This window comes from Pantoea sp. CFCC18177, assembly GCF_059412425.1.
The window spans coordinates 73,043-93,939 of the sequence record NZ_JBNBPL010000003.1 but is presented as its reverse complement, the minus strand read 5'-3'; the positions used below and the strand labels follow the sequence as shown (position 1 = coordinate 93,939).

At 53.9% G+C, this 20,897-nt stretch carries 26 protein-coding genes; 13 read left to right on the top strand and 13 right to left on the bottom strand.

What is annotated here, in order from left to right; genetic code table 11:
• Positions 1-96 precede the first annotated feature (96 nt).
• The 10 genes from ACPUC8_RS04545 to mdtH all read right to left on the bottom strand — a co-directional run bounded on the left by ACPUC8_RS04545 (position 97) and on the right by mdtH (position 7,831).
• A complete protein-coding gene (locus ACPUC8_RS04545) occupies positions 97-672 on the bottom strand; it encodes a YceI family protein (RefSeq protein WP_494925650.1) in 576 nt (191 codons plus the stop codon).
• A gap of 1 nt (position 673) precedes the next feature.
• Positions 674-1,246 (bottom strand): cytochrome b, encoded by a 573-nt coding sequence (locus ACPUC8_RS04540; protein ID WP_494925649.1) that lies wholly within the window; start codon positions 1,244-1,246, stop codon positions 674-676.
• 295 nt (positions 1,247-1,541) lie between these two features.
• On the bottom strand, positions 1,542-2,657 hold the full coding sequence (gene solA, locus ACPUC8_RS04535) for an N-methyl-L-tryptophan oxidase (RefSeq protein ID WP_494925648.1): 1,116 nt from the start codon (positions 2,655-2,657) through the stop codon (positions 1,542-1,544).
• A gap of 107 nt (positions 2,658-2,764) precedes the next feature.
• The gene (gene bssS / locus ACPUC8_RS04530) at positions 2,765-3,019 is read right to left on the bottom strand and encodes a biofilm formation regulator BssS (RefSeq protein WP_013508627.1); all 255 of its coding nucleotides are present in this window, start codon (positions 3,017-3,019) and stop codon (positions 2,765-2,767) included.
• Between the two features lie 288 nt (positions 3,020-3,307).
• Complete coding sequence (locus tag ACPUC8_RS04525; protein WP_039337103.1) at positions 3,308-3,577, bottom strand: hypothetical protein; 270 nt, start codon at positions 3,575-3,577, stop codon at positions 3,308-3,310.
• A 142-nt stretch (positions 3,578-3,719) separates the two neighbouring features.
• Complete coding sequence (gene dinI / locus ACPUC8_RS04520; RefSeq protein ID WP_494925647.1) at positions 3,720-3,965, bottom strand: DNA damage-inducible protein I; 246 nt, start codon at positions 3,963-3,965, stop codon at positions 3,720-3,722.
• A gap of 68 nt (positions 3,966-4,033) precedes the next feature.
• Complete coding sequence (gene pyrC, locus ACPUC8_RS04515) at positions 4,034-5,080, bottom strand: dihydroorotase (RefSeq protein WP_494925646.1); 1,047 nt, start codon at positions 5,078-5,080, stop codon at positions 4,034-4,036.
• A 136-nt stretch (positions 5,081-5,216) separates the two neighbouring features.
• Entirely contained in the window at positions 5,217-5,780 is a 564-nt protein-coding gene (locus tag ACPUC8_RS04510) for a lipoprotein (protein WP_494925645.1), read from the bottom strand.
• A 111-nt stretch (positions 5,781-5,891) separates the two neighbouring features.
• The gene (gene grxB / locus ACPUC8_RS04505; RefSeq protein WP_039333616.1) at positions 5,892-6,539 is read right to left on the bottom strand and encodes a glutaredoxin 2; all 648 of its coding nucleotides are present in this window, start codon (positions 6,537-6,539) and stop codon (positions 5,892-5,894) included.
• An 89-nt stretch (positions 6,540-6,628) separates the two neighbouring features.
• A complete protein-coding gene (gene mdtH / locus ACPUC8_RS04500) occupies positions 6,629-7,831 on the bottom strand; it encodes a multidrug efflux MFS transporter MdtH (RefSeq protein ID WP_494925644.1) in 1,203 nt (400 codons plus the stop codon).
• A 245-nt stretch (positions 7,832-8,076) separates the two neighbouring features.
• Between mdtH and rimJ the strand changes: the two genes are divergently transcribed.
• From rimJ to murJ, 4 genes are all read left to right on the top strand, one after another.
• Complete coding sequence (gene rimJ, locus ACPUC8_RS04495) at positions 8,077-8,670, top strand: ribosomal protein S5-alanine N-acetyltransferase (protein ID WP_039333620.1); 594 nt, start codon at positions 8,077-8,079, stop codon at positions 8,668-8,670.
• A 13-nt stretch (positions 8,671-8,683) separates the two neighbouring features.
• Complete coding sequence (locus tag ACPUC8_RS04490; RefSeq protein ID WP_494925643.1) at positions 8,684-9,313, top strand: DUF480 domain-containing protein; 630 nt, start codon at positions 8,684-8,686, stop codon at positions 9,311-9,313.
• A gap of 1 nt (position 9,314) precedes the next feature.
• Positions 9,315-10,235: a Gfo/Idh/MocA family protein gene (locus tag ACPUC8_RS04485; protein WP_494925642.1), complete on the top strand. Its 921-nt coding sequence runs from the start codon at positions 9,315-9,317 to the stop codon at positions 10,233-10,235.
• Positions 10,236-10,356: 121 nt separating this feature from the next.
• Positions 10,357-11,895: a murein biosynthesis integral membrane protein MurJ gene (murJ, locus tag ACPUC8_RS04480; RefSeq protein WP_039333626.1), complete on the top strand. Its 1,539-nt coding sequence runs from the start codon at positions 10,357-10,359 to the stop codon at positions 11,893-11,895.
• Between the two features lie 31 nt (positions 11,896-11,926).
• Here the strand turns inward: murJ and flgN are convergent, their stop codons facing one another.
• From flgN to flgA, 3 genes are all read right to left on the bottom strand, one after another.
• Positions 11,927-12,358, bottom strand: coding sequence for a flagellar export chaperone FlgN (gene flgN / locus ACPUC8_RS04475; RefSeq protein ID WP_039333628.1), 432 nt, complete (start codon positions 12,356-12,358; stop codon positions 11,927-11,929).
• Between the two features lie 5 nt (positions 12,359-12,363).
• Positions 12,364-12,672, bottom strand: coding sequence for a flagellar biosynthesis anti-sigma factor FlgM (gene flgM, locus ACPUC8_RS04470; RefSeq protein WP_058972967.1), 309 nt, complete (start codon positions 12,670-12,672; stop codon positions 12,364-12,366).
• A 105-nt stretch (positions 12,673-12,777) separates the two neighbouring features.
• Positions 12,778-13,437 (bottom strand): flagellar basal body P-ring formation chaperone FlgA, encoded by a 660-nt coding sequence (gene flgA / locus ACPUC8_RS04465; protein ID WP_494925641.1) that lies wholly within the window; start codon positions 13,435-13,437, stop codon positions 12,778-12,780.
• Between the two features lie 153 nt (positions 13,438-13,590).
• Between flgA and flgB the strand changes: the two genes are divergently transcribed.
• The 9 genes from flgB to flgJ all read left to right on the top strand — a co-directional run bounded on the left by flgB (position 13,591) and on the right by flgJ (position 20,783).
• Positions 13,591-14,004 carry a flagellar basal body rod protein FlgB gene (gene flgB / locus ACPUC8_RS04460; protein ID WP_039333634.1) on the top strand — a complete coding sequence of 138 codons (414 nt, stop codon included), beginning with the start codon at positions 13,591-13,593 and terminating at the stop codon, positions 14,002-14,004.
• 2 nt (positions 14,005-14,006) lie between these two features.
• Positions 14,007-14,411 carry a flagellar basal body rod protein FlgC gene (gene flgC, locus ACPUC8_RS04455; protein ID WP_034830669.1) on the top strand — a complete coding sequence of 135 codons (405 nt, stop codon included), beginning with the start codon at positions 14,007-14,009 and terminating at the stop codon, positions 14,409-14,411.
• Positions 14,412-14,423: 12 nt separating this feature from the next.
• Positions 14,424-15,098, top strand: a complete 675-nt coding sequence (gene flgD, locus ACPUC8_RS04450; RefSeq protein WP_039333636.1) for a flagellar hook assembly protein FlgD — start codon at positions 14,424-14,426, stop codon at positions 15,096-15,098.
• A 24-nt stretch (positions 15,099-15,122) separates the two neighbouring features.
• Positions 15,123-16,373, top strand: coding sequence for a flagellar hook protein FlgE (gene flgE, locus ACPUC8_RS04445; RefSeq protein ID WP_039333638.1), 1,251 nt, complete (start codon positions 15,123-15,125; stop codon positions 16,371-16,373).
• A gap of 20 nt (positions 16,374-16,393) precedes the next feature.
• Positions 16,394-17,152 carry a flagellar basal body rod protein FlgF gene (locus tag ACPUC8_RS04440; RefSeq protein ID WP_039333640.1) on the top strand — a complete coding sequence of 253 codons (759 nt, stop codon included), beginning with the start codon at positions 16,394-16,396 and terminating at the stop codon, positions 17,150-17,152.
• Between the two features lie 17 nt (positions 17,153-17,169).
• Positions 17,170-17,952 (top strand): flagellar basal-body rod protein FlgG, encoded by a 783-nt coding sequence (flgG, locus tag ACPUC8_RS04435; protein WP_039333642.1) that lies wholly within the window; start codon positions 17,170-17,172, stop codon positions 17,950-17,952.
• Positions 17,953-18,013: 61 nt separating this feature from the next.
• Positions 18,014-18,724 (top strand): flagellar basal body L-ring protein FlgH, encoded by a 711-nt coding sequence (locus tag ACPUC8_RS04430; RefSeq protein WP_039333644.1) that lies wholly within the window; start codon positions 18,014-18,016, stop codon positions 18,722-18,724.
• A gap of 11 nt (positions 18,725-18,735) precedes the next feature.
• Complete coding sequence (locus tag ACPUC8_RS04425) at positions 18,736-19,842, top strand: flagellar basal body P-ring protein FlgI (RefSeq protein WP_102136034.1); 1,107 nt, start codon at positions 18,736-18,738, stop codon at positions 19,840-19,842.
• A complete protein-coding gene (gene flgJ / locus ACPUC8_RS04420; protein ID WP_494925640.1) occupies positions 19,842-20,783 on the top strand; it encodes a flagellar assembly peptidoglycan hydrolase FlgJ in 942 nt (313 codons plus the stop codon). The genes ACPUC8_RS04425 and flgJ overlap by 1 nt, the downstream gene beginning before the upstream one ends.
• The last annotated feature ends 114 nt before the right edge of the window (positions 20,784-20,897 follow it).

Sequence of the window (20,897 nt, the reverse complement as noted above, 5' to 3'; positions counted from 1 at the left end):
ACTGGTGTATGCTCCCGGGGATTCGTTCAGTTGCCGCCTTCCTGCACCAAGAGTAGGCCCCATGAGGGGACTAGAAGTATTTAGGGTTTATATATGTTACTGACGCACGCCTTCCACCGAAATGATCAGTTCTGCCGTTTGCGATGCGGGTCCGAGATCTTTGCTGATATTAAACTCTTTCAGGACGATATTGCCGCTGGCTTCAAACCCTGCACGATAACCGCCCCATGGATCTTTGCCTTCGCCGATTAATTTGGCATCCAGTGTGATCGGTTTCGTCACGCCATTCAGCGTGAGATTGCCGGTGATCTTATAATCCTGCCCCTCTTTTTTCACCGCGGTGGAGGCAAAAGTGGCCTGCGGGAATTTTGCGGTATTCAGGAAGTCGGCACTGCGGATATGTTTGTCACGCTCAGCATGATTAGTATCAAGGCTGGCAGTATTGAGGGTGACGTTAACTTTATCTGCGGCCGGATTCGCCTCGTCAAAGGTAAAGGTACCGTCAAAGTCTTTAAAGCTGCCATACAACCAACTGTAACCCAGATGCTGGATGCGGAACTGTACAAAGGCATGCTGGCCTTCTTTATCAAACTTATACTCCGCAGCGTTAGCCATAGAACCGGTGCTCAGTACACCGGCGGCGCTCAACGCCAAAATCGTTTTCTTTAACATGTTACTTTTCCTTTTCAGAGGTTAAGGGGATGCGGTAACCCAGCATCCTTTTTAGGGTCACATCTCGATCGATAAAATGGTGTTTCAACGCGGCCAGCGCATGCAGAACGGAAAACAGCACCAAACTCCATGCCAGCCATAGATGCACATTCCCCGCCAGGTCAACCTGGACGCCGGCTCCACTGAACAGGGCGGGGACATTGAACCAGCCAAAAACAGAAATGGGTTTGCCATCGGCTGTAGAGATGAGATAGCCGCTCAATAAGAGAACCAGCAACAGCCCATACAGCAGCCAGTGCGCGGCGCTGACTGCACGGCGAACCTGCGGCGAGTAATGTTTGAGCGGCGCAGGAGGAGGGGAGATTACACGCCAGCACAGGCGCAGAAGGAGTGCAGCGAACAACAGGATGCCGATGCCTTTATGGATTTCCGGGGCGTTGTGGTACCAGCTATCGTAATACCCCAAACCCACCATCCATAAACCCAATGCAAACATGCCGTAAATAGCCAGCGCCATGAGCCAGTGTAATAAAATGGAGACGAGCCCGAAGTGTTGGGATGAATTACGCCACATGTTTGTGAACCAGTGATGGAAATAAGTAGCAATGAGCATCCACATTTTGAAATGTGAAAGCAATCAGGCTTACTTTTCTATAACTTCCGCAAAGACTTTCGGAATAAATGAGTGATTATTTAAAAGTTAACCAGGATTATTGAATGCAGGGTGTTATCGGTGGGGATAAAAATGAATAATGGCATAATTACTACACCAAATGCGTCACCGCTGTCGGTAAAGTTTCATGAAATAACAATTAACGTCAGTTTATGTCAATAAGGCTGGCGCATCACTGCGCCAGCACCAAGGAATTTTATGCGAATCGTGCCAGTGAGAACGGTGAAACGTCGAAAGAGAACGGTTTTTCCTGCGCAAATTCGCTGGCCAGTTCACCCAGCACGCTGGCAAATTTAAAACCGTGCCCACTCAAACCGGTGATGATCAAACGATTGGGTTCGCCCGGCAGTGTATCAATAATGAAGTCTTCATCTGGCGTGTTGTCATAGCTGCACGCTTCACCATGTAAACAAACTCCCACACCGGGCAGGAACTGGCGCAGGAAACTAAAGGCTTCATTACCATCAGCCGCGATGCTGCCAAAAGGCTTGCGGTCCTCAGGTTTTTGCATTGGCTGTCCGCCATCATGGCGGCCCACTTTTAAGGCGTTGTTATCCGCAGGGAAGCCATAAAAATGAGTACCGTCTGGCATCTCAACGGTGAAACCAGGGAATTGGTTGTTCTCACTGTAACGACCGTCAGCCTGATACCAGGCGAAGACTTTACGCACCGGTGTGACTGGCAAATCTTTCACTAACTGGCTGACCCAGGTTCCGGCGCTGATAAGCAGCTTACGTGCGCGAAACACGCCGTCACGCGTCGTGACCTGCTGAAGATCACCATCGCGGCCAATTTCACTCACTGGACAGTTAAACAGCTGGGCACAGCCAGCATGCTCAGCCAATTGCACCCAACTGCGCACGGCCTGTTCACATTTGAGGAAGCCGGAATGAGGTTCAAATACGCCAATGTATCCGTCTGGTACGCTAACCTGCGGCCAGCGCTTGCGCACCTCATCAGCCTGCAACACTTTCACGTCCAGTTGAAACGCTTTTGCGCTGTCGATGACGTTCTGGATAAACGAAGAAGTGATGGGCGCGAGGTTAAGAATACCGCTGCGATGCATAATGCGTTCACCGCTCTGCTGTTCCAGCTCGTCCCACAGAGTTTGCGCACGTAACACCAAAGGGACATAACGTTCACCTTCACCATACGCATGACGGATCAAGCGGGTTTCACCATGGTGCGTGCCTTGGTTGTGTGGCGGGTGGGCACTATCAATCATTAATACAGATAAGCCAGCCTGCGTGGCATAAAAACCGGCGGCTGCCCCGACCGATCCGCTGCCCACCACAATCAGATCATAAACCATAACCCCATCACTCCTGCAAAACGGCGAAAATTTTCAACAGCATACCAAAAGAGAGCGCCCATGAAAAAGGCACCCTGTTGGGTGCCCTTTCACGCGAAGATAAGAAATTAGTGCTTTTGATTATCGCGTAGGTATTGCTCTGTGGACTCTATCTTTGCAATGCCAGCTTCGAGTATCGAGATGAACTGTCTGGCTACATCGGTAGTCAGCCAGTAGGTGGGTCCCACGTCAGCTTCTTCTTCTTTCTGATCCTGCGATGATAGCGAGTGCAGGCGGATCATCATGGCGTCATAACTGTCTACAGTACTGATGTCCCATCCTACCAGCGGATGAGTCTGAATGACGTCTTTATTTCTGTCCATTATAACCTCCATATTACTCGTTAAACGAAGTGCTTCTTGAGGTTCAATGCGGCTTTTCTTGCACTAGCGGGACAATTATAACATGAAACAGGCGGTACAATAGTTAAAAAGTGGCGTGTTCTAAATCTTAACTAAAATAATTGCGTTTAGAATGCGACTTTCGTCGAATAATAGCATGCCCAGCGAGACGGGCATTTATTCGATAAACTAACGCGTATCAGTAACAGCATTATCGGCGAACCTAACCAGAAACTTTAGGTTCTCTCAACACGAGCGAAAGTGCTGGTCTCAGGCGTGAGGTTCTGTGGGCGACTGGCCATTGCGTTTCTGAATCTCTTCCGCTAACCGGGTAAAATGCTGCTGTAACTGTGCGTCATGGTTCTGGTTTTGTGCTTCGAGCGACAGATTGTGCACCAGTAGCTGACTGGCACGATCGTCGAGACAGAACGTTAAACTGGCGAATGCGTTTTCCAGCACGGTTAAACGGCGCTGTTGTTCGGCAATTAAAGCCAGCAACTCACCAAAGGTCATCGCCTCTTCTGGTTTTTCAGTAGTCATGTAAAACACCTCCTGTAAGCATGACGAGGCAAGAATAGGGGATCGTTTGATCAGAGTCTAGATGCAGCGAGTTTATCTGGCGAGGGGGAAATAAAAACAAAAAAACCGGGTGGCGAAACCCGGTAAAACGGCACTGCGGCAGTTAATCAGTAATAAACCAGTCGTCTGCACTTTCCCACGTTTCTTGTAAAATATCGCTAATACGCTCCCGCGTGTCTTTGCCGCCGCCGAATACGCTGAGCTGGTTGCCGCCGGCATAGCGGACTTTGACATGGTGATCGTCATCGGGGAAATCACGAGAAATACGGCGGGTCAGTTCTGCACTGAGCGCATCCAGTGCACCCGCGGGAAGGGGCTGAGTTTTCGCAACGGTAATTTCAACACGCATAAAAGCCTCCGGGATAATATACTGTTTATTTGTACAGTATAATTATGCCGAAGGCAACAGATGCAACGTTATTCTTTTATGCGCCAGTTGAGGGTCTCACCGGCCAGGAAGGGGACCAGTGTATCGTCGGCGACCTGAACGCTTTCCTGCACTACCCAGGATTCACGCACCAGGGTTAAGGTGCCTTCGTTAAGTGGCAAGCCATAGAAGTTGGGACCATTCTCTGAACAGAACGCCTCAAAGTGTTCCAGCGCATTCAAATCTTCAAACACCGTGGCGTAGGCCGGCAGAGAGGTCGGTGCGTTAAACACGCCCGCGCAGCCGCAGCTGGCTTCTTTCAAATGGCGCAAATGTGGTGCGGTATCCGTGCCAAGGAACACGCGACGGTTGCCACTGGCGACCAATTTACGCAGCGCTTCCTGATGGATATTTCGTTTTAGAATCGGCAGGCAATAAAGATGCGGGCGCACGCCGCCCACCAGCATGTGGTTCCGGTTGAACATCAGGTGTTGAGGCGTGATGGTGGCACCAAGCAATTCGTTACCTGCCGCGAGGTACTCCGCAGCTTCTTTGGTCGTAATGTGTTCCATGACGACTTTTAATGCCGGGAAGCGCTGACGCAGCGGCTCCAGCACGGTTTCAATAAAGCGTGCTTCGCGGTCAAAAATATCGATATGGGAATCCGTGACTTCACCATGAACCAGCATCGGCATACCGAGCTGCTGCATACGCTCTAACACCTTGGCAATGGAATCAATATTGGTGACGCCATGGCTGGAGTTCGTGGTGGCATGAGCGGGATAAAGCTTAGCGGCGGTGAACGTGCCGTTGCGGAAGCCGCGTTCAATTTCATCCGGATCTAATGAATCCGTGAGGTAGCAGGTCATCAGCGGCGTGAAAGCGTGTTCTGCTGGCAGCGCGGCAAGAATGCGTTCGCGATAAGCAACAGCGGCTTCAACGCTGGTGACTGGCGGAACCAGGTTTGGCATGACAATCGCACGACCGTTCACCGCACTGGTATAAGGCAGTACTGCATTGAGCATCGCGCCATCGCGCAGATGGATGTGCCAGTCGTCAGGGCGGCGAATGGTGATTTGCTGAGGTTGGGCTGTCATTCAAAAGGCTCCGGCTAAGAAAAAAAACGAAAGGGCACGTTTAGGCCGGGGAGTAATCATAAGGGTGTGAGCAACCGTTTGCACGGGATTTTGTTGCCGCCATGAAAAACCGCACCAGAAGGTGCGGTTTTGCCGGTTAATCCGTAAACGGAATCACCAGTTGTCCGGGTTTTACCTCAATGCCTTTGGCAAATTTCTTCGCAAAAGCTTCACCTTTACTGCGATCTTCACTCAGCACATAGGCCGGTTTTTCATTGAAATAGCGCTTCAGCGACTCATTCAGGTAGGGCGTCAGGGTCTTCATTATTGAGGCCATTTTTTCCGGCTGCACCTGGGCATCGACGATCTCCATGTCATGCAGGTAAATTGCCCCTTCCTGCGCATTGAACACCGGCTGTGCCTTCATCTTCAGCTGCATTTCTGCTTGCTGTGGGCCAAACAGTGAGCTGACATTGATGTTGGCTTTACCGGAAAGGGTGATCTTGCCCGGTTCTTCGCGGCCAATCTGGCTATTCAGATCGCTTAGGACAATATGCGCATTCACCAGCCCAGAAACGCCGACGTCTTTCTCGAAGTTATTGCGCTTTTGCAGCGCCTGATTCACTTCTTGTTCGCTGATGGTGTATTGCGTCAATTGGTTACAGCCGCTCAATAGCACGGCTAAAAACAGGGCCAGTAGCCCGTACATCGCCTTTTTCATCGTTCCTCTTCCTGAATGATATGGCAAACCCGGCATAGCCTGCCTGAAAGCGGGCCAGGAGTCACCAGGAGAGGGACGAGAAACGCCGATGCGTTTCTCGTAAAGCACAGATTATGCAGCGATAGAAGAGAGCAGGTTAATCTGCGTTTGCTTCGCCATGTTGTCACGATAATCGGCGACGCGGCTCGGCCAGTCGATACCGGCAACCAGCGTTAGGGAGCGCAGCAGCGGGAACAGATTGATGTCGTCTTCAGACAGTTCGCCATTCACCGCATTGGGTTTGACGATCAACTTATCGAGCTGGCGCAAATCATCACTGATATTTTTAATCAGTCCCGGCGCGTGTTTGCGCAGTTCGCCAAAGTCACCGAGGCTGGCTTGCTTTTTATCACGGAAATAGTTGCGCGCTTCAGGCGTGGCAAACTCGGCAAAGGCGGCGTCAGCAATACGGGGAATCAGCAGTTTATTAATGTAGCCGTTGACACGGCGCAGCCAGTCACTGATAGCCGGGTTATTTTTGCCGTTAAGCAGCGGCTCGCGGTCTTGCTTATCCACCAGTCGCACAATATCCATGCTTTCCGGCATCGCACTGCCATCGGCCTTTTGCAGTATCGGGGCCATCTTCTGACCAATCAGTTTCTTTGGCATCTGCTCGTCGTCATTGAGCATGACGATCAGCTCGACCGGCAGATTTTTTAAACCAAAAATCATGCGCGCTTTGACGCAGAAAGGGCAGTGATCGTAGATGTAGAGTTTCATCCCGCTTCTCCTGTGATGATAAGGGTGACAAGCGTCACCCTTTTTCCGGACGTGCGGGAAGTATGGAAGAGATTATCAACAGGGGCAAACTAGCTGCTGAAGATGGCCGGTGCCACCGGGCGTGGCTGGAACTGCCACCACAAGGCCAAAAGCGTGACCATGCCAACGCTGCTCAATAACATCCATGGCAGTTCAGGCAGTGCCATCTGCTGCCCAACATCAAACATCCAGCCGCCACCGGAGTAGCCAATCAACCCTCCAATGGCGAGCCCTAAGCGGCTAAAGCCCATGTAACTCCCGCGAGCGCGTGAACTGGCCAGCGAAGCGCTAAGCGTTTCTCGCGCCGGTTCGGCAATAATGGAACCGAGATAAAACACGCCAATGAGCATAAACAGAGAGGGCAATGAATCGGTCATGCCTACTGGCAGCAGGCTGAAGGTCATCAGGAACAAACCGGCCATCAGACGCGTTTCTAAACGAAAACGTTTTTCGCTCCAGCGTGCCAGCGGATAGAGCAGGCTCAATGACAACATGGCTTCGATGGCATACATCCATTTCACCGCAGCCGGCGCGCCAGCCACCTGGTTGACCATCACGGGCAGCATCAGCATCACTTGCACCGCCAGGATGTAATAGCCGGTCAGCGTCAGCACATAGAGGCGAAAACGCTTATCTTGCCAGACCCGCAGCATGCCTTCGCGCATGGCAATCCGTTCGGTCGAAATGCGCCATGCCGGTAACCATACGGCATTAAATATGGCCGCCGCGACAAACACCGCTGCACCCACCCAGCACACCAGACGGAAATCCCACGCCAGCAGCCAACTGCCGACCAGCGCGCCCAATACCGCACCGGCACTGTCTTGCATCATCAGAAGGGAGAAAAAACGTCCGCGCTCGCGAGCACGCACCAGCTTAACCACCATGGCACTGCGGGGGGGATCAAACAAGGTGCCTCCCAGCCCCGAGAGCAGGCAGGCCAGCCACAGCAGCCAGGGTTGGTGTGCCAGCGCCATGCAGGCAAACCCGGCGGCGCGCATCAACATGCCTGTCACAATCAAAGGACGCGCACCAAAGCGGTCAGCAATAGCACCGCCAAAAATGCCCAATCCTTGCTGCACAAATTGACGCAGACCCAGCGCGATGCCGACCATTAATGCCGCCCAGCCGAGTTGCTCAACAAAGTGAATGGAAATCAGGGGGAATACCACGAAAAACCCTAACACCACCAGCATGTTATCCACTAACAAAAATGTTTTACCGAGGCGTCGTGCCCGCGCTACCCGAGACATGCTTTATCCTGAGCAAGAGAGAAGAGAAAGAGACCAGTTGGTCTATTTTCCACCTGCCAACAGGGGAAAAACAGGGTTATCAGGATGATATTTTTTAATCGCATGAGCAGGAATATTAATCCTGGATCGGGAAGAATCACTTTGCCCCGTGGCAAGGGTTTTACCGCAGCCAAGGTGGCGGTTATAGTGAGAAGTATCGCCGCTGGCGTACATCTTTCTTAAAGTTATGGATTTCAGGAGTCATGATGTTTGGCTATCGTTCTGCTGGCCCACGCGTGCGCCTCACGACCGACCGTTTAGTGGTTCGTTTAGTGCACGAACGCGATGCCTGGCGACTGGCGGATTATTACGCCGAAAATCGCGTTTTTCTCAAACCCTGGGAGCCGGTGCGTGATGAAAGCCACTGCTATCCCTCCGGCTGGCAGGCGCGTTTAGGATTGATCGCTGATATGCATAAACAGGGGTCTGCCTACTATTTTGTGTTGATGGACCAGGAAGAGCATGAAATACGCGGCGTCGCGAATTTCAGTAATGTGCTGCGCGGTTCCTTTCACGCCTGTTATCTCGGCTATTCGCTGGGTGAAAAGTGGCAAGGGCAGGGCATGATGTTTGAAGCGCTGCAGTCGGCGATTCGCTATATGCAGCGCCAGCAACGTATCCATCGCATCATGGCCAACTATATGCCGCATAATCAGCGCAGTGGCGATCTGCTGGCACGACTCGGTTTTGAGAAAGAGGGTTATGCGAAAGACTATTTGCTGATTGATGGACGCTGGCAGGATCATGTCCTCACGGCGCTCACCTGGCGCGACTGGACCCCGGATCGTCGTGGACAATAATAAGGACTTGAAAATGAAGATGGCACTCTCTGCTCAGGCGCTGCGCGTTATTGGCTGCCTGCTGGAAAAGCAGGTCACTACGCCCGAACAGTACCCACTCTCCCTCAATGGCGTGGTCACCGCCTGCAATCAAAAATCCAACCGCGAACCGGTGATGAACCTCAGCGAAATGGAGGTGCAGTCACAACTTGATGAGCTGGTGAAGAAGCATCTGGTGACCTCCAATAGCGGTTTTGGTCAGCGCGTGAGTAAATATGAGCAGCGCTTTTGCAACTCGGCGTTTGGCAACCTGCAACTCAGCAGTGCTGAAGTGGCGGTATTGACCTTGCTGTTTTTGCGCGGTGCTCAGACGCCAGGCGAACTGCGTACCCGCAGTGGACGCCTGCATGAGTTTAGCGACATGAACGAAGTGGAACAGACGCTCAACGGCTTAATTACGCGGGACGATGGCCCGATGGTGGTGCGCCTTGCACGTGAGCCGGGCAAACGCGAAAGCCGCTACACGCACCTTTTCGCTGGTGATGTGCTGGAAGAGGCATCAGAAAACGTCAGTGCAGTTAACCACGACGATCTTGCTACACGGGTTGCACAGTTAGAAGCCCGCGTGGCGCAGCTGGAACAATTGCTGCAACAGGAGCATTAAGATGACGCTGCGTATTGGCATGGTGGGATTAGGCGGCATCGCGCAGAAAGCCTGGTTGCCGGTGTTGTCTCAGGCGACCGGCTGGCAGTTAGCCGGGGCTTTTTCGCCCAATCAGGCGAAAGCGCAGCCGATCTGCGACAGCTATCGTATGCCTTATTTTAGCCGGCTCGATGCACTGGCCGCGGCCAGTGACGCGGTATTTGTGCACAGCAGTACCGCCAGCCATTTTGAGGTGGTGCAAGCACTGCTGCTGGCGGGTAAAGATGTCTGTGTCGATAAACCCTTAGCCGAAACCTTGCAGCAAGCTGAAAACCTGGTGGCGTTGGCGGAGAAGCGTAAACGTAAATTGATGGTGGGGTTCAATCGCCGTTTTGCGCCACGTTATCAGCAGTTGAAAAGTGAAATGCCGCGTGCAGCCTCTTTGCGCATTGAGAAACATCGTGCGGATAGCGTCGGCCCTCATGATCTGCGTTTTACCCTGCTGGATGATTATCTGCATGTGGTTGATACCGCACTGTGGCTGGCAGGAGGCAAACTGACGCGCGAGCAAGGCCACATTGAGACTAATGACGAGGGTGCGATGCTGTTCGCGGAGCATCACTTCTCGGCAGGTGCGCTGCAAATCACCACCAGCATGCATCGGCGTGCCGGCACACAGCGTGAAGTGGTCAGTGCTATCTGTGACGGCGACTATATCGAAATCAACGAAATGCGTGACTGGCAGCAAGAGAGTAGCAGCGGTTTATATCGCAGTGCGCCGCCAGCATGGCAAAGTCATCTTACGCAGCGTGGCTTCAGCGGTGCGGCACACCATTTTATCCAGTGCGTAGAAAATCAGACGATGCCTGAAACCAGTGGCGAACAGGCGCTGGCAGCGCAGCGTTGGATAGAAAAACTGTGGCGAGATGCTGAACAGGAATAACCCCTTGTAACACTCAATGCTGGTCATTTCCCGCTGTGGCAGTAGACTATCGCCGGACATCACAGGATGTCCGCGCTAAGTTGCTCATTTATCCGAAACTTTTCAGGATGCGCCACACATTATGAATTTGTTGAAATCGCTGGCTGCGGTCAGTTCGATGACGCTGTTTTCCCGCGTGCTGGGTTTTGCCCGTGATGCCATTGTGGCCCGGGTTTTCGGTGCCGGGATGGCCACCGATGCCTTCTTCGTTGCCTTCAAGCTGCCGAATCTATTGCGCCGTATTTTTGCCGAAGGCGCATTTTCACAGGCGTTCGTGCCCATTCTCGCTGAGTACAAAAGTAAACAGGGTGAAGACGCCACGCGCGTGTTTGTCGCCTATGTCTCGGGTTTGCTGACGCTGGTGTTGGCGGTGGTGACGGTGCTGGGCATGATTGCCGCACCTTGGGTGATTATCGTGACGGCGCCAGGATTTGCCGATACAGCGGATAAATTTGCCCTGACCAGTTCGCTGTTACGCGTGACCTTTCCTTATATTCTGCTGATCTCCCTCGCGTCCCTGGCGGGGGCTATTCTGAACACCTGGAATCGCTTTTCGGTGCCCGCGTTTGCTCCTACGCTGCTGAACATCAGCATGATTGGTTTTGCCGTGTTTGCCGCGCCACACTTCCATCCGCCGGTGATGGCACTGGCATGGGCCGTGGTGGTGGGGGGCGTTCTGCAGCTCTTCTACCAGCTGCCGCATCTGAAGAAAATTGGCATGCTGGTGCTGCCTCGCGTTAATCTGCGTGATGCGGGCGTATGGCGTGTGATGCGTCAGATGGGGCCAGCCATTCTTGGTGTGTCGGTGAGTCAGATTTCGTTGATCATCAACACCATTTTTGCCTCCTTCCTCGTCTCCGGTTCGGTATCCTGGATGTACTATGCGGACCGACTGATGGAATTCCCTTCCGGCGTACTGGGTGTGGCATTAGGCACCATTTTGTTGCCGTCACTGGCGAAGAGTTTTGCTAGCGGTAATCATGACGAATATTCGCGTTTAATGGATTGGGGTTTGCGTTTGTGCTTCCTGCTGGCGCTGCCTAGCGCGGTGGCATTGGGCATTCTTTCCGGGCCGTTGACAGTGGCCTTGTTCCAGTACGGTAAGTTCACGGCGTTTGATGCCGCCATGACGCAACGCGCGCTGGTCGCGTATTCGGTGGGCTTGATGGGGCTGATTGTGGTGAAGGTGCTGGCACCCGGTTTCTATTCCCGTCAGGACATCAAAACGCCGGTTAAAATTGCTATCGTCACGCTAATCATGACACAGCTGATGAACCTGGCCTTTATTGGCCCGCTTAAGCATGCTGGGCTGTCATTATCGATTGGTCTGGCGGCCTGTCTTAATGCCGCGCTGCTTTACTGGCAATTACGTAAGCAAGATATCTTCCAGCCGCAGCCTGGCTGGCTCAGCTTCCTTGTGCGGTTGTTTATTGCGGTGGTGGTGATGGCCGCTGCACTGCTCGGCATTCTGTACGTGATGCCGGCGTGGGAAGAGGGGCAGATGTGGTGGCGTTTGCTGCGTCTGGCGGCGGTGTGCGCCATCGGTGGCGGCGCCTACTTTGTGATGCTGGGCTTGCTCGGCTTCCGACCCAAAGATTTTGCCCGCCGCACGTTGGCATAAAAAAAATCCCGCCTCGGCGGGATTTTTCTTTTTACCCTTTGCGACTCAAAGTCGCCTGACCCTTGCCTAATCCATCTGGGCCGTAAAACGCCTGCGTCTGGTGCGGTTTAAGCACGGCCAGCGCATCATGGGTATAGCGGATTTGATGCTGCAGCAGAATCCCATTGTGCGTATTGGTATCACGCAAACGACGGGTATGCTGCTGAATGCTCTGCCAGCGGCGTTCACGATCGCTGTGACCACCATATGGCGCCTGAGTACCGAGCGATTTTTCGGTATTACGGCGCATTTCGTCCAGATAATTCAACGTAGTCAGCAGCGCGCTTTTGTCTTCTGATATGCGCTGTAACAGGTTGCCATTAACCTGGCCGGCAGAAAGTTGCTGTTGCTCTTCATCCATCACTACGGTGAGTGAAGCCAGCACGTCCTGCATTTTTTCTAAGGTGGTCAGCAGATTGTCCATTGGGATCAGTTACCCTCTAAATACGCCTTGGTATCGGCGATCAGCGCATCGGCGATCTTACCGGTATCCATTTTCAGTTCACCATTACGAATGGCGGTTTTCAGTTGTTCAACACGTGCGGTGTTGATGTCTTTACTGCCAGGCTGCATCAGCTGCGCCTGAGCGGCACTCAACTTCACTTCCGCACCGCTTTCGCTGGTGGTGGTTGTGGTGGCAGACGTGGCGGTTTGACGCACTTTGCCGCTGTTGTCGTTGGTGTCGCGAGACTGTACAGTGCTCACCGGGTTTAATGGTTGCGTTCTTTCGATGCTCATGGTCTTGCTCCTGTAAGGTCAGTTGGGGGTCAGCCAACTGAGTCAGCATAGGGTAATGTCTTTGTTGATATCTCTATCGGCAGAACAGCAGGGTTCTTTAACGCTTTATAGCGATATCAGAATATTCCCATCCGCGTCGACGCGACCACTGACCACCTGCCCATTTCCCATGCGTACACGCACCATTTGAGCTGCACTGGCGTTGTTCAGCGCACGTCCTTCGCTGCTGGCATTAAACCCGTTTCCACTCGCCACTACCATCACATTTTGACCCGCTTTAACACGCCATGGCTGACGCAACATGGAAGCGGTTACCGCCTGTCCAGGGGGGATATCGCGCAGCGCAATCGCATCGGCCACGCTGTTGTGATCAAACAGGGCGCGTGGCGGTAATTCATCCAGACGACCGGTTTCCATGCGGAAGTCATTTGGGTCGAGCGTTGTACCGCGCATCACCTGACGACTGGCCACCAGATATTGCCCCGTGACCTGCACCTGCACCTGCAAAAAGCGACGATTCTGCGCACAGTTAGCTGAAATGCTGAGATTACCCCACTGGCGGCTGTTGCCCGGGAGCTGCAGCTCCGGCGTATCACACGTCGGCCACTGTTCTTGTGGCGTACGAATCACCACGGTCATACCCGCCGCGTGCTGCGGATCGCGCGCTTTAAAAAACTGGGTTAACTGAGCGGTCAAATCCGTTGAATAGCCGGGCAGCGCGATGGCCAACAAAAGGGTGGCCAGCAAGGGTGAAAATCTGCGCATAAACGCCTCCTGTCGAGAAGATGGCCTGAGTCTACTCTTCGCGCGAAAAATTCAATGTCAAAAATAGCCGTTATTTTTGCTGCTATTCAGACGATCACCCTTGCTTTTGTCCACTTAAGCTGTCAGCTCAAAATTCTCATTCGCGGAGGAAGCATGCTCGACAAACTCGATGCCGCGCTGCGATTTGGTACAGAAGCGTTAAACCTGCGTGCTCAGCGTCAGGAAATCCTGGCGTCAAACATTGCCAACGCCGATACCCCGGGCTACCAGGCGCGGGATATCGACTTTGCCAGCCAACTGAGCAAGGTAATGGAGAACGGTCGCGCCGAAGGCAGCAGCATGGCGCTGAAGGTGACCTCTTCTCGTCACATTGCGGCTGAGACCAATTCTCAGCCGTCAATGGACCTGATGTATCGCATACCCGATCAACCTGCCGCGGATGGCAACACCGTGGATATGGATCGGGAACGTACGCAGTTTGCTGATAACAGCCTGAAATACCAAACCGATCTCACCCTCATCAGTAGCCAGATCAAAGGCATGATGAACGTACTGCAGGGGCAATAATCATGGCATTGCTGAATATCTTTGATATCGCCGGTTCTGCAATGACGGCGCAGTCTCAGCGCCTTAACGTCAGCGCCAGTAACCTGGCCAACGCCGACAGCGTCACCGGACCGGATGGCCAGCCTTACGTGGCGAAGCAGGTGATTTTCCAGACCGATGCGGCACCGGGTGCGGCAACGGGCGGTGTCAAAGTGGCTGGCGTGGTCAACGACCCAACCCCCGCCAAATTGGTGTATGACCCGGGCAATCCGATGGCGGATGAGAAGGGCTACGTCAAGATGCCAAACGTGGATGTTGTCTCAGAAACCGTTAACACCATGTCAGCGTCGCGCAGCTATCAGGCCAACGTCGAAGTGCTGAACACGGTGAAGTCAATGATGATGAAAACCCTGACCATGGGTCAATAACGGAGCACGATCATGAGTGTAGCAGTAGGCGTTAACGCCAATCTTGACCCAACGGTCCTCAGTTCTTCCAGTTCTACCGATACCGGCAACAGTGCACAGGACCTGCAGAACCAGTTCCTGACCATGCTGGTAACGCAGTTGCAGAACCAGGACCCAACCAATCCGATGGATAACAGCCAGCTCACCACCCAGCTGGCACAGATCAATACCCTGAGTGGTATTGAGAAGTTGAATACCACCCTGGGCTCCATTTCCGGTCAGTTGACCACCAGCCAGTCCTTGCAAAGCACCACGCTGATTGGTCATGGCGTGATGATCGATGGCAGCCAGATTTTGGTTGGAAGCGGCACCACCACACCATTCGGTGTGGAACTGACCACCGCTTCCACTGCGACTACGGCCACCATCAAAGATGCCAACGGAACAGTGGTTCGCACCATCGATTTGGGCGCACTGACGTCAGGTGTGCATGCCTTCTCGTGGGATGGCACTGATGCCAATGGCGCAACCGTGGCCGACGGCAAATATTCTGTTTCGATCGCCGCCAGTAACGGCAGCACACAACTGGTGGCCCAGCCGCTCAACTATGCCTACGTCAATGGCGTGAGTACGGTCGATGACACCGCAAAACTGGATCTCGGCACCATGGGCTCCGCCACTCTTGATGAAGTTCGTCAGATTCTCTAACTCAATTTAAGCAGGAGACACGTTATGTCTTTTTCTCAAGCTGTAAGTGGTATGAATGCGGCCTCCAGTAACCTGGATGTCATCGGTAACAACATCGCCAACTCCGCCACTGCAGGTTTCAAATCCAGCACCATCTCCTTTGCCGATATGTTCGCGGGTTCTGACATCGGTATGGGTACTAAAGTGGCTGCGGTAATCCAGAACTTCAACGACGGTACCACCACCTCAACCAGCCGTGGTCTGGATGTGGCACTGAGCGGCAACGGTTTCTTCCGTATGACCGATGCAGCGGGCAGCGTGTATTACTCACGTAATGGCCAGTTCACTTTGGACGAAAACCGTAATCTGGTAAACACCCAAGGTATGAGCGTGACAGGCTACCCGGCAACCGGTACGCCGCCAACCATTCAAACCGGTGCTAACCCAGTGGCATTGAGCGTCCCGACCACGCAGATGGCCGCGCGCGCCACCACCACGGCAGGCCTGGTCTCAAACCTGAACTCGACTGATACCGTGCCAACCGTAACCACCTTCAGTGCGTCTGACGTGGATAGCTATAACGCGAAAAGTACTGTAACTGTGTATGACTCACAGGGTAACGACCACTCGCTGGATTTGTACTACGTCAAAGACTCTGCGAGCAACAGCTGGACCGTACATGCGCTTGACTCTACCACTGGCGATGACCTGGGCAGCTTCAATATGCAGTTCAGCACCAACGGCCAGTTGACCAGTGTGACAGACAGCAGCGGTGCCAGCACCGCCAGCACCGTTTCACTGACGCTGAACCCATCAGCAACAGCGACTGCCGCCAACGGCGCGGCTGCTAACCAGGTGATCAGCCTGAGCCTGTTGGGCAGTGCGCAGCAGAACACCGGCACCACCTCATTCGGTAACCCGACTCAGGATGGTTATGCACCAGGCGATTTGACCAGCTATGCCATCAACGATGACGGCACCATCACCGGTACCTACTCCAACCAGAAAACGCAGTTACTGGGTCAAATCGTGCTGGCCAGCTTCTCTAACCCAGAAGGCTTGCAGTCAGAGGGCGATAACGTCTGGTCGGCGACCAACTCTTCAGGTCAGGCAGCGATTGGTCTGGCGAACACCGGCACATACGGTTCATTGACTTCAGGCGCACTGGAAGCTTCCAACGTTGATCTGAGTAAAGAACTGGTCAACATGATTGTTGCGCAGCGTAACTATCAGGCGAACAGCCAGACCATCAAAACGCAGGATCAGATCCTCAACACACTGATCAACTTACGTTAATACGCTAACGGGATTGCACTATGGATCACGCAATATATACCGCGATGGGCGCGGCCAGTCAGACGATGGAACAACAGTCGGTGACAGCCAGCAACCTCGCCAACGCCTCAACGCCGGGTTTTCGTGCCCAGCTCAACGCGTTGCGCGCGGTGCCGGTCAACGGCTGGTCGCTGCCAACGCGTACCCTGGTGGCGGCCTCCACGCCGGGCGCGGACATGACGCCCGGCGCGATGGACAACACCGGGCGTCCGCTGGACGTGGCGGTTCAGCAAGATGGCTGGCTGGCGGTGCGAACCGCTGACGGTTCTGAAGCCTATACCCGCAACGGCAATATGCAGATCAGCTCGACCGGTATTCTGACCATTCAAGGCAATCCCGTGATGGGCGATGGCGGTCCAATCGCCATTCCACAGGGCTCCGAACTGACTATCGCGGCTGACGGTACCATCACTTCGCGTAATGCGGGTGATGCGCCGAATGCCACGGTACAAATTGGCAAGCTGAAGTTGGTGCGCGCCACGGGGAAAGAGCTGCAGCGTGGCGACGACGGCATGTTCCGTCCGACCCAAGCCACGCAAGCCACGCGCGGTGCAGCACTGGCCAATGACGCCACTGTTGCCGTGATGCCGGGCGTGCTGGAGGGCAGCAACGTCAAGCCGGTGGAAACCATGGTCGATATGATCGCCAACGCCCGACGTTTTGAGATGCAGATGAAAGTCATCACTAACGTCGATGAAAACGAACAGAAAGCCAATCAACTGCTCAACATGAGCAGCTAAGGCGTAAGGAAAACAGCATGATTCGTTCTTTGTGGATCGCGAAAACCGGTCTTGATGCCCAGCAAACCAATATGGACGTCATCTCGAACAACCTCGCCAACGTGTCGACCAACGGCTTTAAACGTTCGCGTGCGGTGTTTGAAGATCTGATGTACCAAACGCTGCGTCAGCCGGGTACTCAGTCCTCTGAACAAACAACGCTGCCATCGGGTTTGCAGATTGGTACCGGTGTGCGTCCCGTGACCACCGAACGCCTGCATACCCAGGGCAACCTGTCGCAGACCAGCAACTCGAAAGATGTGGCGATCAACGGTCAGGGTTATTTCGAAGTGCAGATGCCGGATGGCACCTCTTCTTACACCCGTGATGGTTCATTCCAGGTCGATCAGAATGGCCAGTTGGTGACCAACGCCGGTTATCCGGTGCAGCCAGGGATTACCATTCCTGCAAACGCCACCAGCATCACCATCTCGCGTGACGGTGTGGTGAGCGTGACGCAGCAGGGGCAGACGAACCCGGCACAGGTGGGTCAGCTGACACTGAGCACCTTTATGAACGATGCCGGTCTGGATAGCCTGGGGGAAAACCTTTACCAGGAAACTCAGGCATCTGGTGCGGCCACGCAGAGCACGCCAGGCCAGAACGGCGCGGGCTTGCTCTATCAGGGTTATGTCGAAACCTCGAACGTCAACGTGGCGGAAGAGTTGGTGACGATGATCCAGACACAGCGCGCATATGAAATCAACAGCAAAGCGATCACGACCTCTGATCAGATGCTGCAGAAATTAACCCAGATCTAATCTGGTGTCTTTGGGCCAGCCTGGCTGGCCCGATTAAGAACATGAATAAGGTCAGAACTCCGTGGCGAAGCAAGTGATTCTCAAGCCTGGGCATTGGTTAGTAGCCACGCTGCTACTGACACTTAACGGTTGTGCGTTGGTACCGCGCACGCCACTGGTACAAGGCGCGACCACGGCGGAACCGACGCCATCTGCACCGCCGGTGGTCAACGGTTCTATTTTCCAGGGCGTGGCGCCGCTGAACTACGGCTACCAGCCACTGTTTGAGGATCGTCGTCCTCGCAACATTGGCGATACCCTAACCATCACGCTGCAAGAAAATGTCAGCGCAAGCAAAAGTTCTTCCGCCAATGCCAGCCGCGATGGCAGCAACAGCTTTGGCGTGACCGGCGTGCCGACGGGGCTGAATGGACTGGTCGGTGCCAGCGGCGAGAAAGTGGGCGTCGATGCAACCGGCAAAAATGACTTCGCTGGCAAAGGTGGCGCAACCGCCAATAACACCTTTACCGGCACTATCACCGTCACGGTTAATCAGGTGTTGTCGAACGGCAACCTGCGCGTCGTCGGTGAAAAACAGATCGAAATCAACCAGGGCACCGAATTTATTCGCTTCTCTGGTGTGGTTAACCCACGCACCATCAGCGCCAGCAACGCCGTGTTGTCAACGCAGGTGGCCGATGCACGTATTGAGTACGTCGGAAATGGCTATATCAATGAGGCGCAGACCATGGGCTGGTTCCAGCGTTTCTTCCTGAACGTCTCGCCGATGTAATCGAGGTAATGATGAAAATAAACACTCTGCTGCGTCTGGGCCTGAGCTTACTGCTTGGCATCAGCCTGGTTGCTCATGCTGACCGCATCCGCGATCTGACTTCCGTGCAGGGCGTGCGCGATAACCAGCTGATCGGTTACGGCTTAGTGGTTGGTCTGGACGGAACCGGTGACCAGACCACGCAAACCCCATTCACCACACAAACTGTCAGCAACATGCTGTCGCAGTTAGGTATCACCGTACCCACCGGCACCAATATGCAGCTGAAAAACGTGGCTGCGGTAATGGTGACCGCCAAACTGCCTTCTTTTGCGCGGCAGGGACAAAACATCGATGTGGTGGTCTCTTCACTGGGTAACGCCAAAAGCTTACGCGGCGGTACGCTGTTGATGACGCCGATGAAAGGTGTCGATAATCAGGTTTACGCCTTAGCACAAGGTAACATCCTGGTCGGTGGTGCGGGCGCATCAGCAGGTGGCAGCAGTGTGCAGGTCAACCAGTTGAACGGTGGGCGTATCACCGGCGGGGCGACGGTTGAACGTGAGTTGCAGAGCAACTTTGGCAGCCAAAACACCATTAACCTGCAGCTGAATAATGAAGATTTCACCATGGCGCAGCGCATCGCCGATGCCATTAACAGCCGTGGCATGGGGTCAGCACAACCTCTGGATGCGCGCACGGTGCAGATTCGCGTATCGCCAAACAACAGCTCGCAGGTTCGTTTGCTCTCTGAAATCCAGAACATTGACGTTTCTGTGCCGCTGGAAGATGCCAAGGTGATCATCAACTCACGTACCGGATCTGTCGTGATGAACCGCGAAGTGACGCTGAACACCTGTGCCGTTGCGCAGGGTAACCTGTCCGTCACCGTGAACCAGCAGCAGAACGTCAGCCAGCCGAACACGCCGTTCGCCGGTGGACAGACCGTAACCACCAACAATACGCAGATCGATGTGCGTCAGAGTGGCGGGGCACTGCAGCGCGTAAATTCCAGCGCCAACCTCAACAACGTGGTGCGTGCGCTGAATGCCTTGGGTGCGACACCGATTGAGCTGATGTCGATTCTGCAATCGATGGAAAGTGCAGGCTGTCTGCGCGCCAAACTGGAAATCATCTGATGACTGATACGCAATCGATGATGAATGCGGCGTTTGACAGCCGCTCACTCAATGATCTGAAACGTGAAGCTGCCACCGATCCAAAAGGAAAGGCGCTGCAGGTGGCGAAACAGGTTGAGGGGATGTTCGTACAAATGATGTTGAAGAGCATGCGTGAAGCCTTGCCGAAAGATGGCATCTTCAGCAGTGATTCCACACGTATGTATACCTCGATGTACGATCAGCAGATTGCACAGGAAATTGGAAAACGTGGTTTGGGTATGGCGGACCTCATCGTCAAGCAGATGCAGCCAGCGCAGGAACCGGATGAAACCGCAGGGACAGTACCGATGAAGCTGGATAACAGCTTCATCTATAGCAACCTGCCTTCGAGCCAGTTAGAGCAGATGGTGCGCAAGGCGGTACCGCGCTTGCCGGTTTCACCTTCCAGCTTGCCTGCGGACAGCAGCGATTTTATCTCGCAGCTGGCACAACCGGCGCAGGTCGCCAGCCAGCAGAGTGGCATTCCTCATCACTTGATTCTGGCGCAGGCCGCGCTGGAGTCGGGTTGGGGGCAACGTCAGATTCTGACGCGTGATGGCAAGCCAAGCTACAACGTGTTTGGCATCAAAGCCGGTGGCGACTGGAAAGGCGCCACCACCGATATCATGACCACCGAGTATGAGGGCGGCGTGGCACACAAAGTCCGGGCCACCTTCCGCGTCTACGGCTCCTATATGGAGGCGCTGAGTGACTACGTCAAACTGCTCTCCAATAACCCACGTTATGCCGCGGTGGCCAACGCCGCTACGCCGGAGCAGGGTGCACGCGCCCTGCAAGAGGCAGGTTACGCTACCGATCCGAAGTATGCGCAAAAGCTGGTGGGAATGATCCAACAATTCAAAAACATGGGCGAAAAAGTGGTAAAGGCATACAGCCAGGATATCACCGATTTGTTCTGATTTTTTGCCTCAAGTTTCACTTAAGCACGCCGATAACCAACATAAGTTGCGGGCGTTCTGGCCCGCACAATCGCACTGATGACTGCCAGCCCGGTTAACGGGAAATTAAGGAAC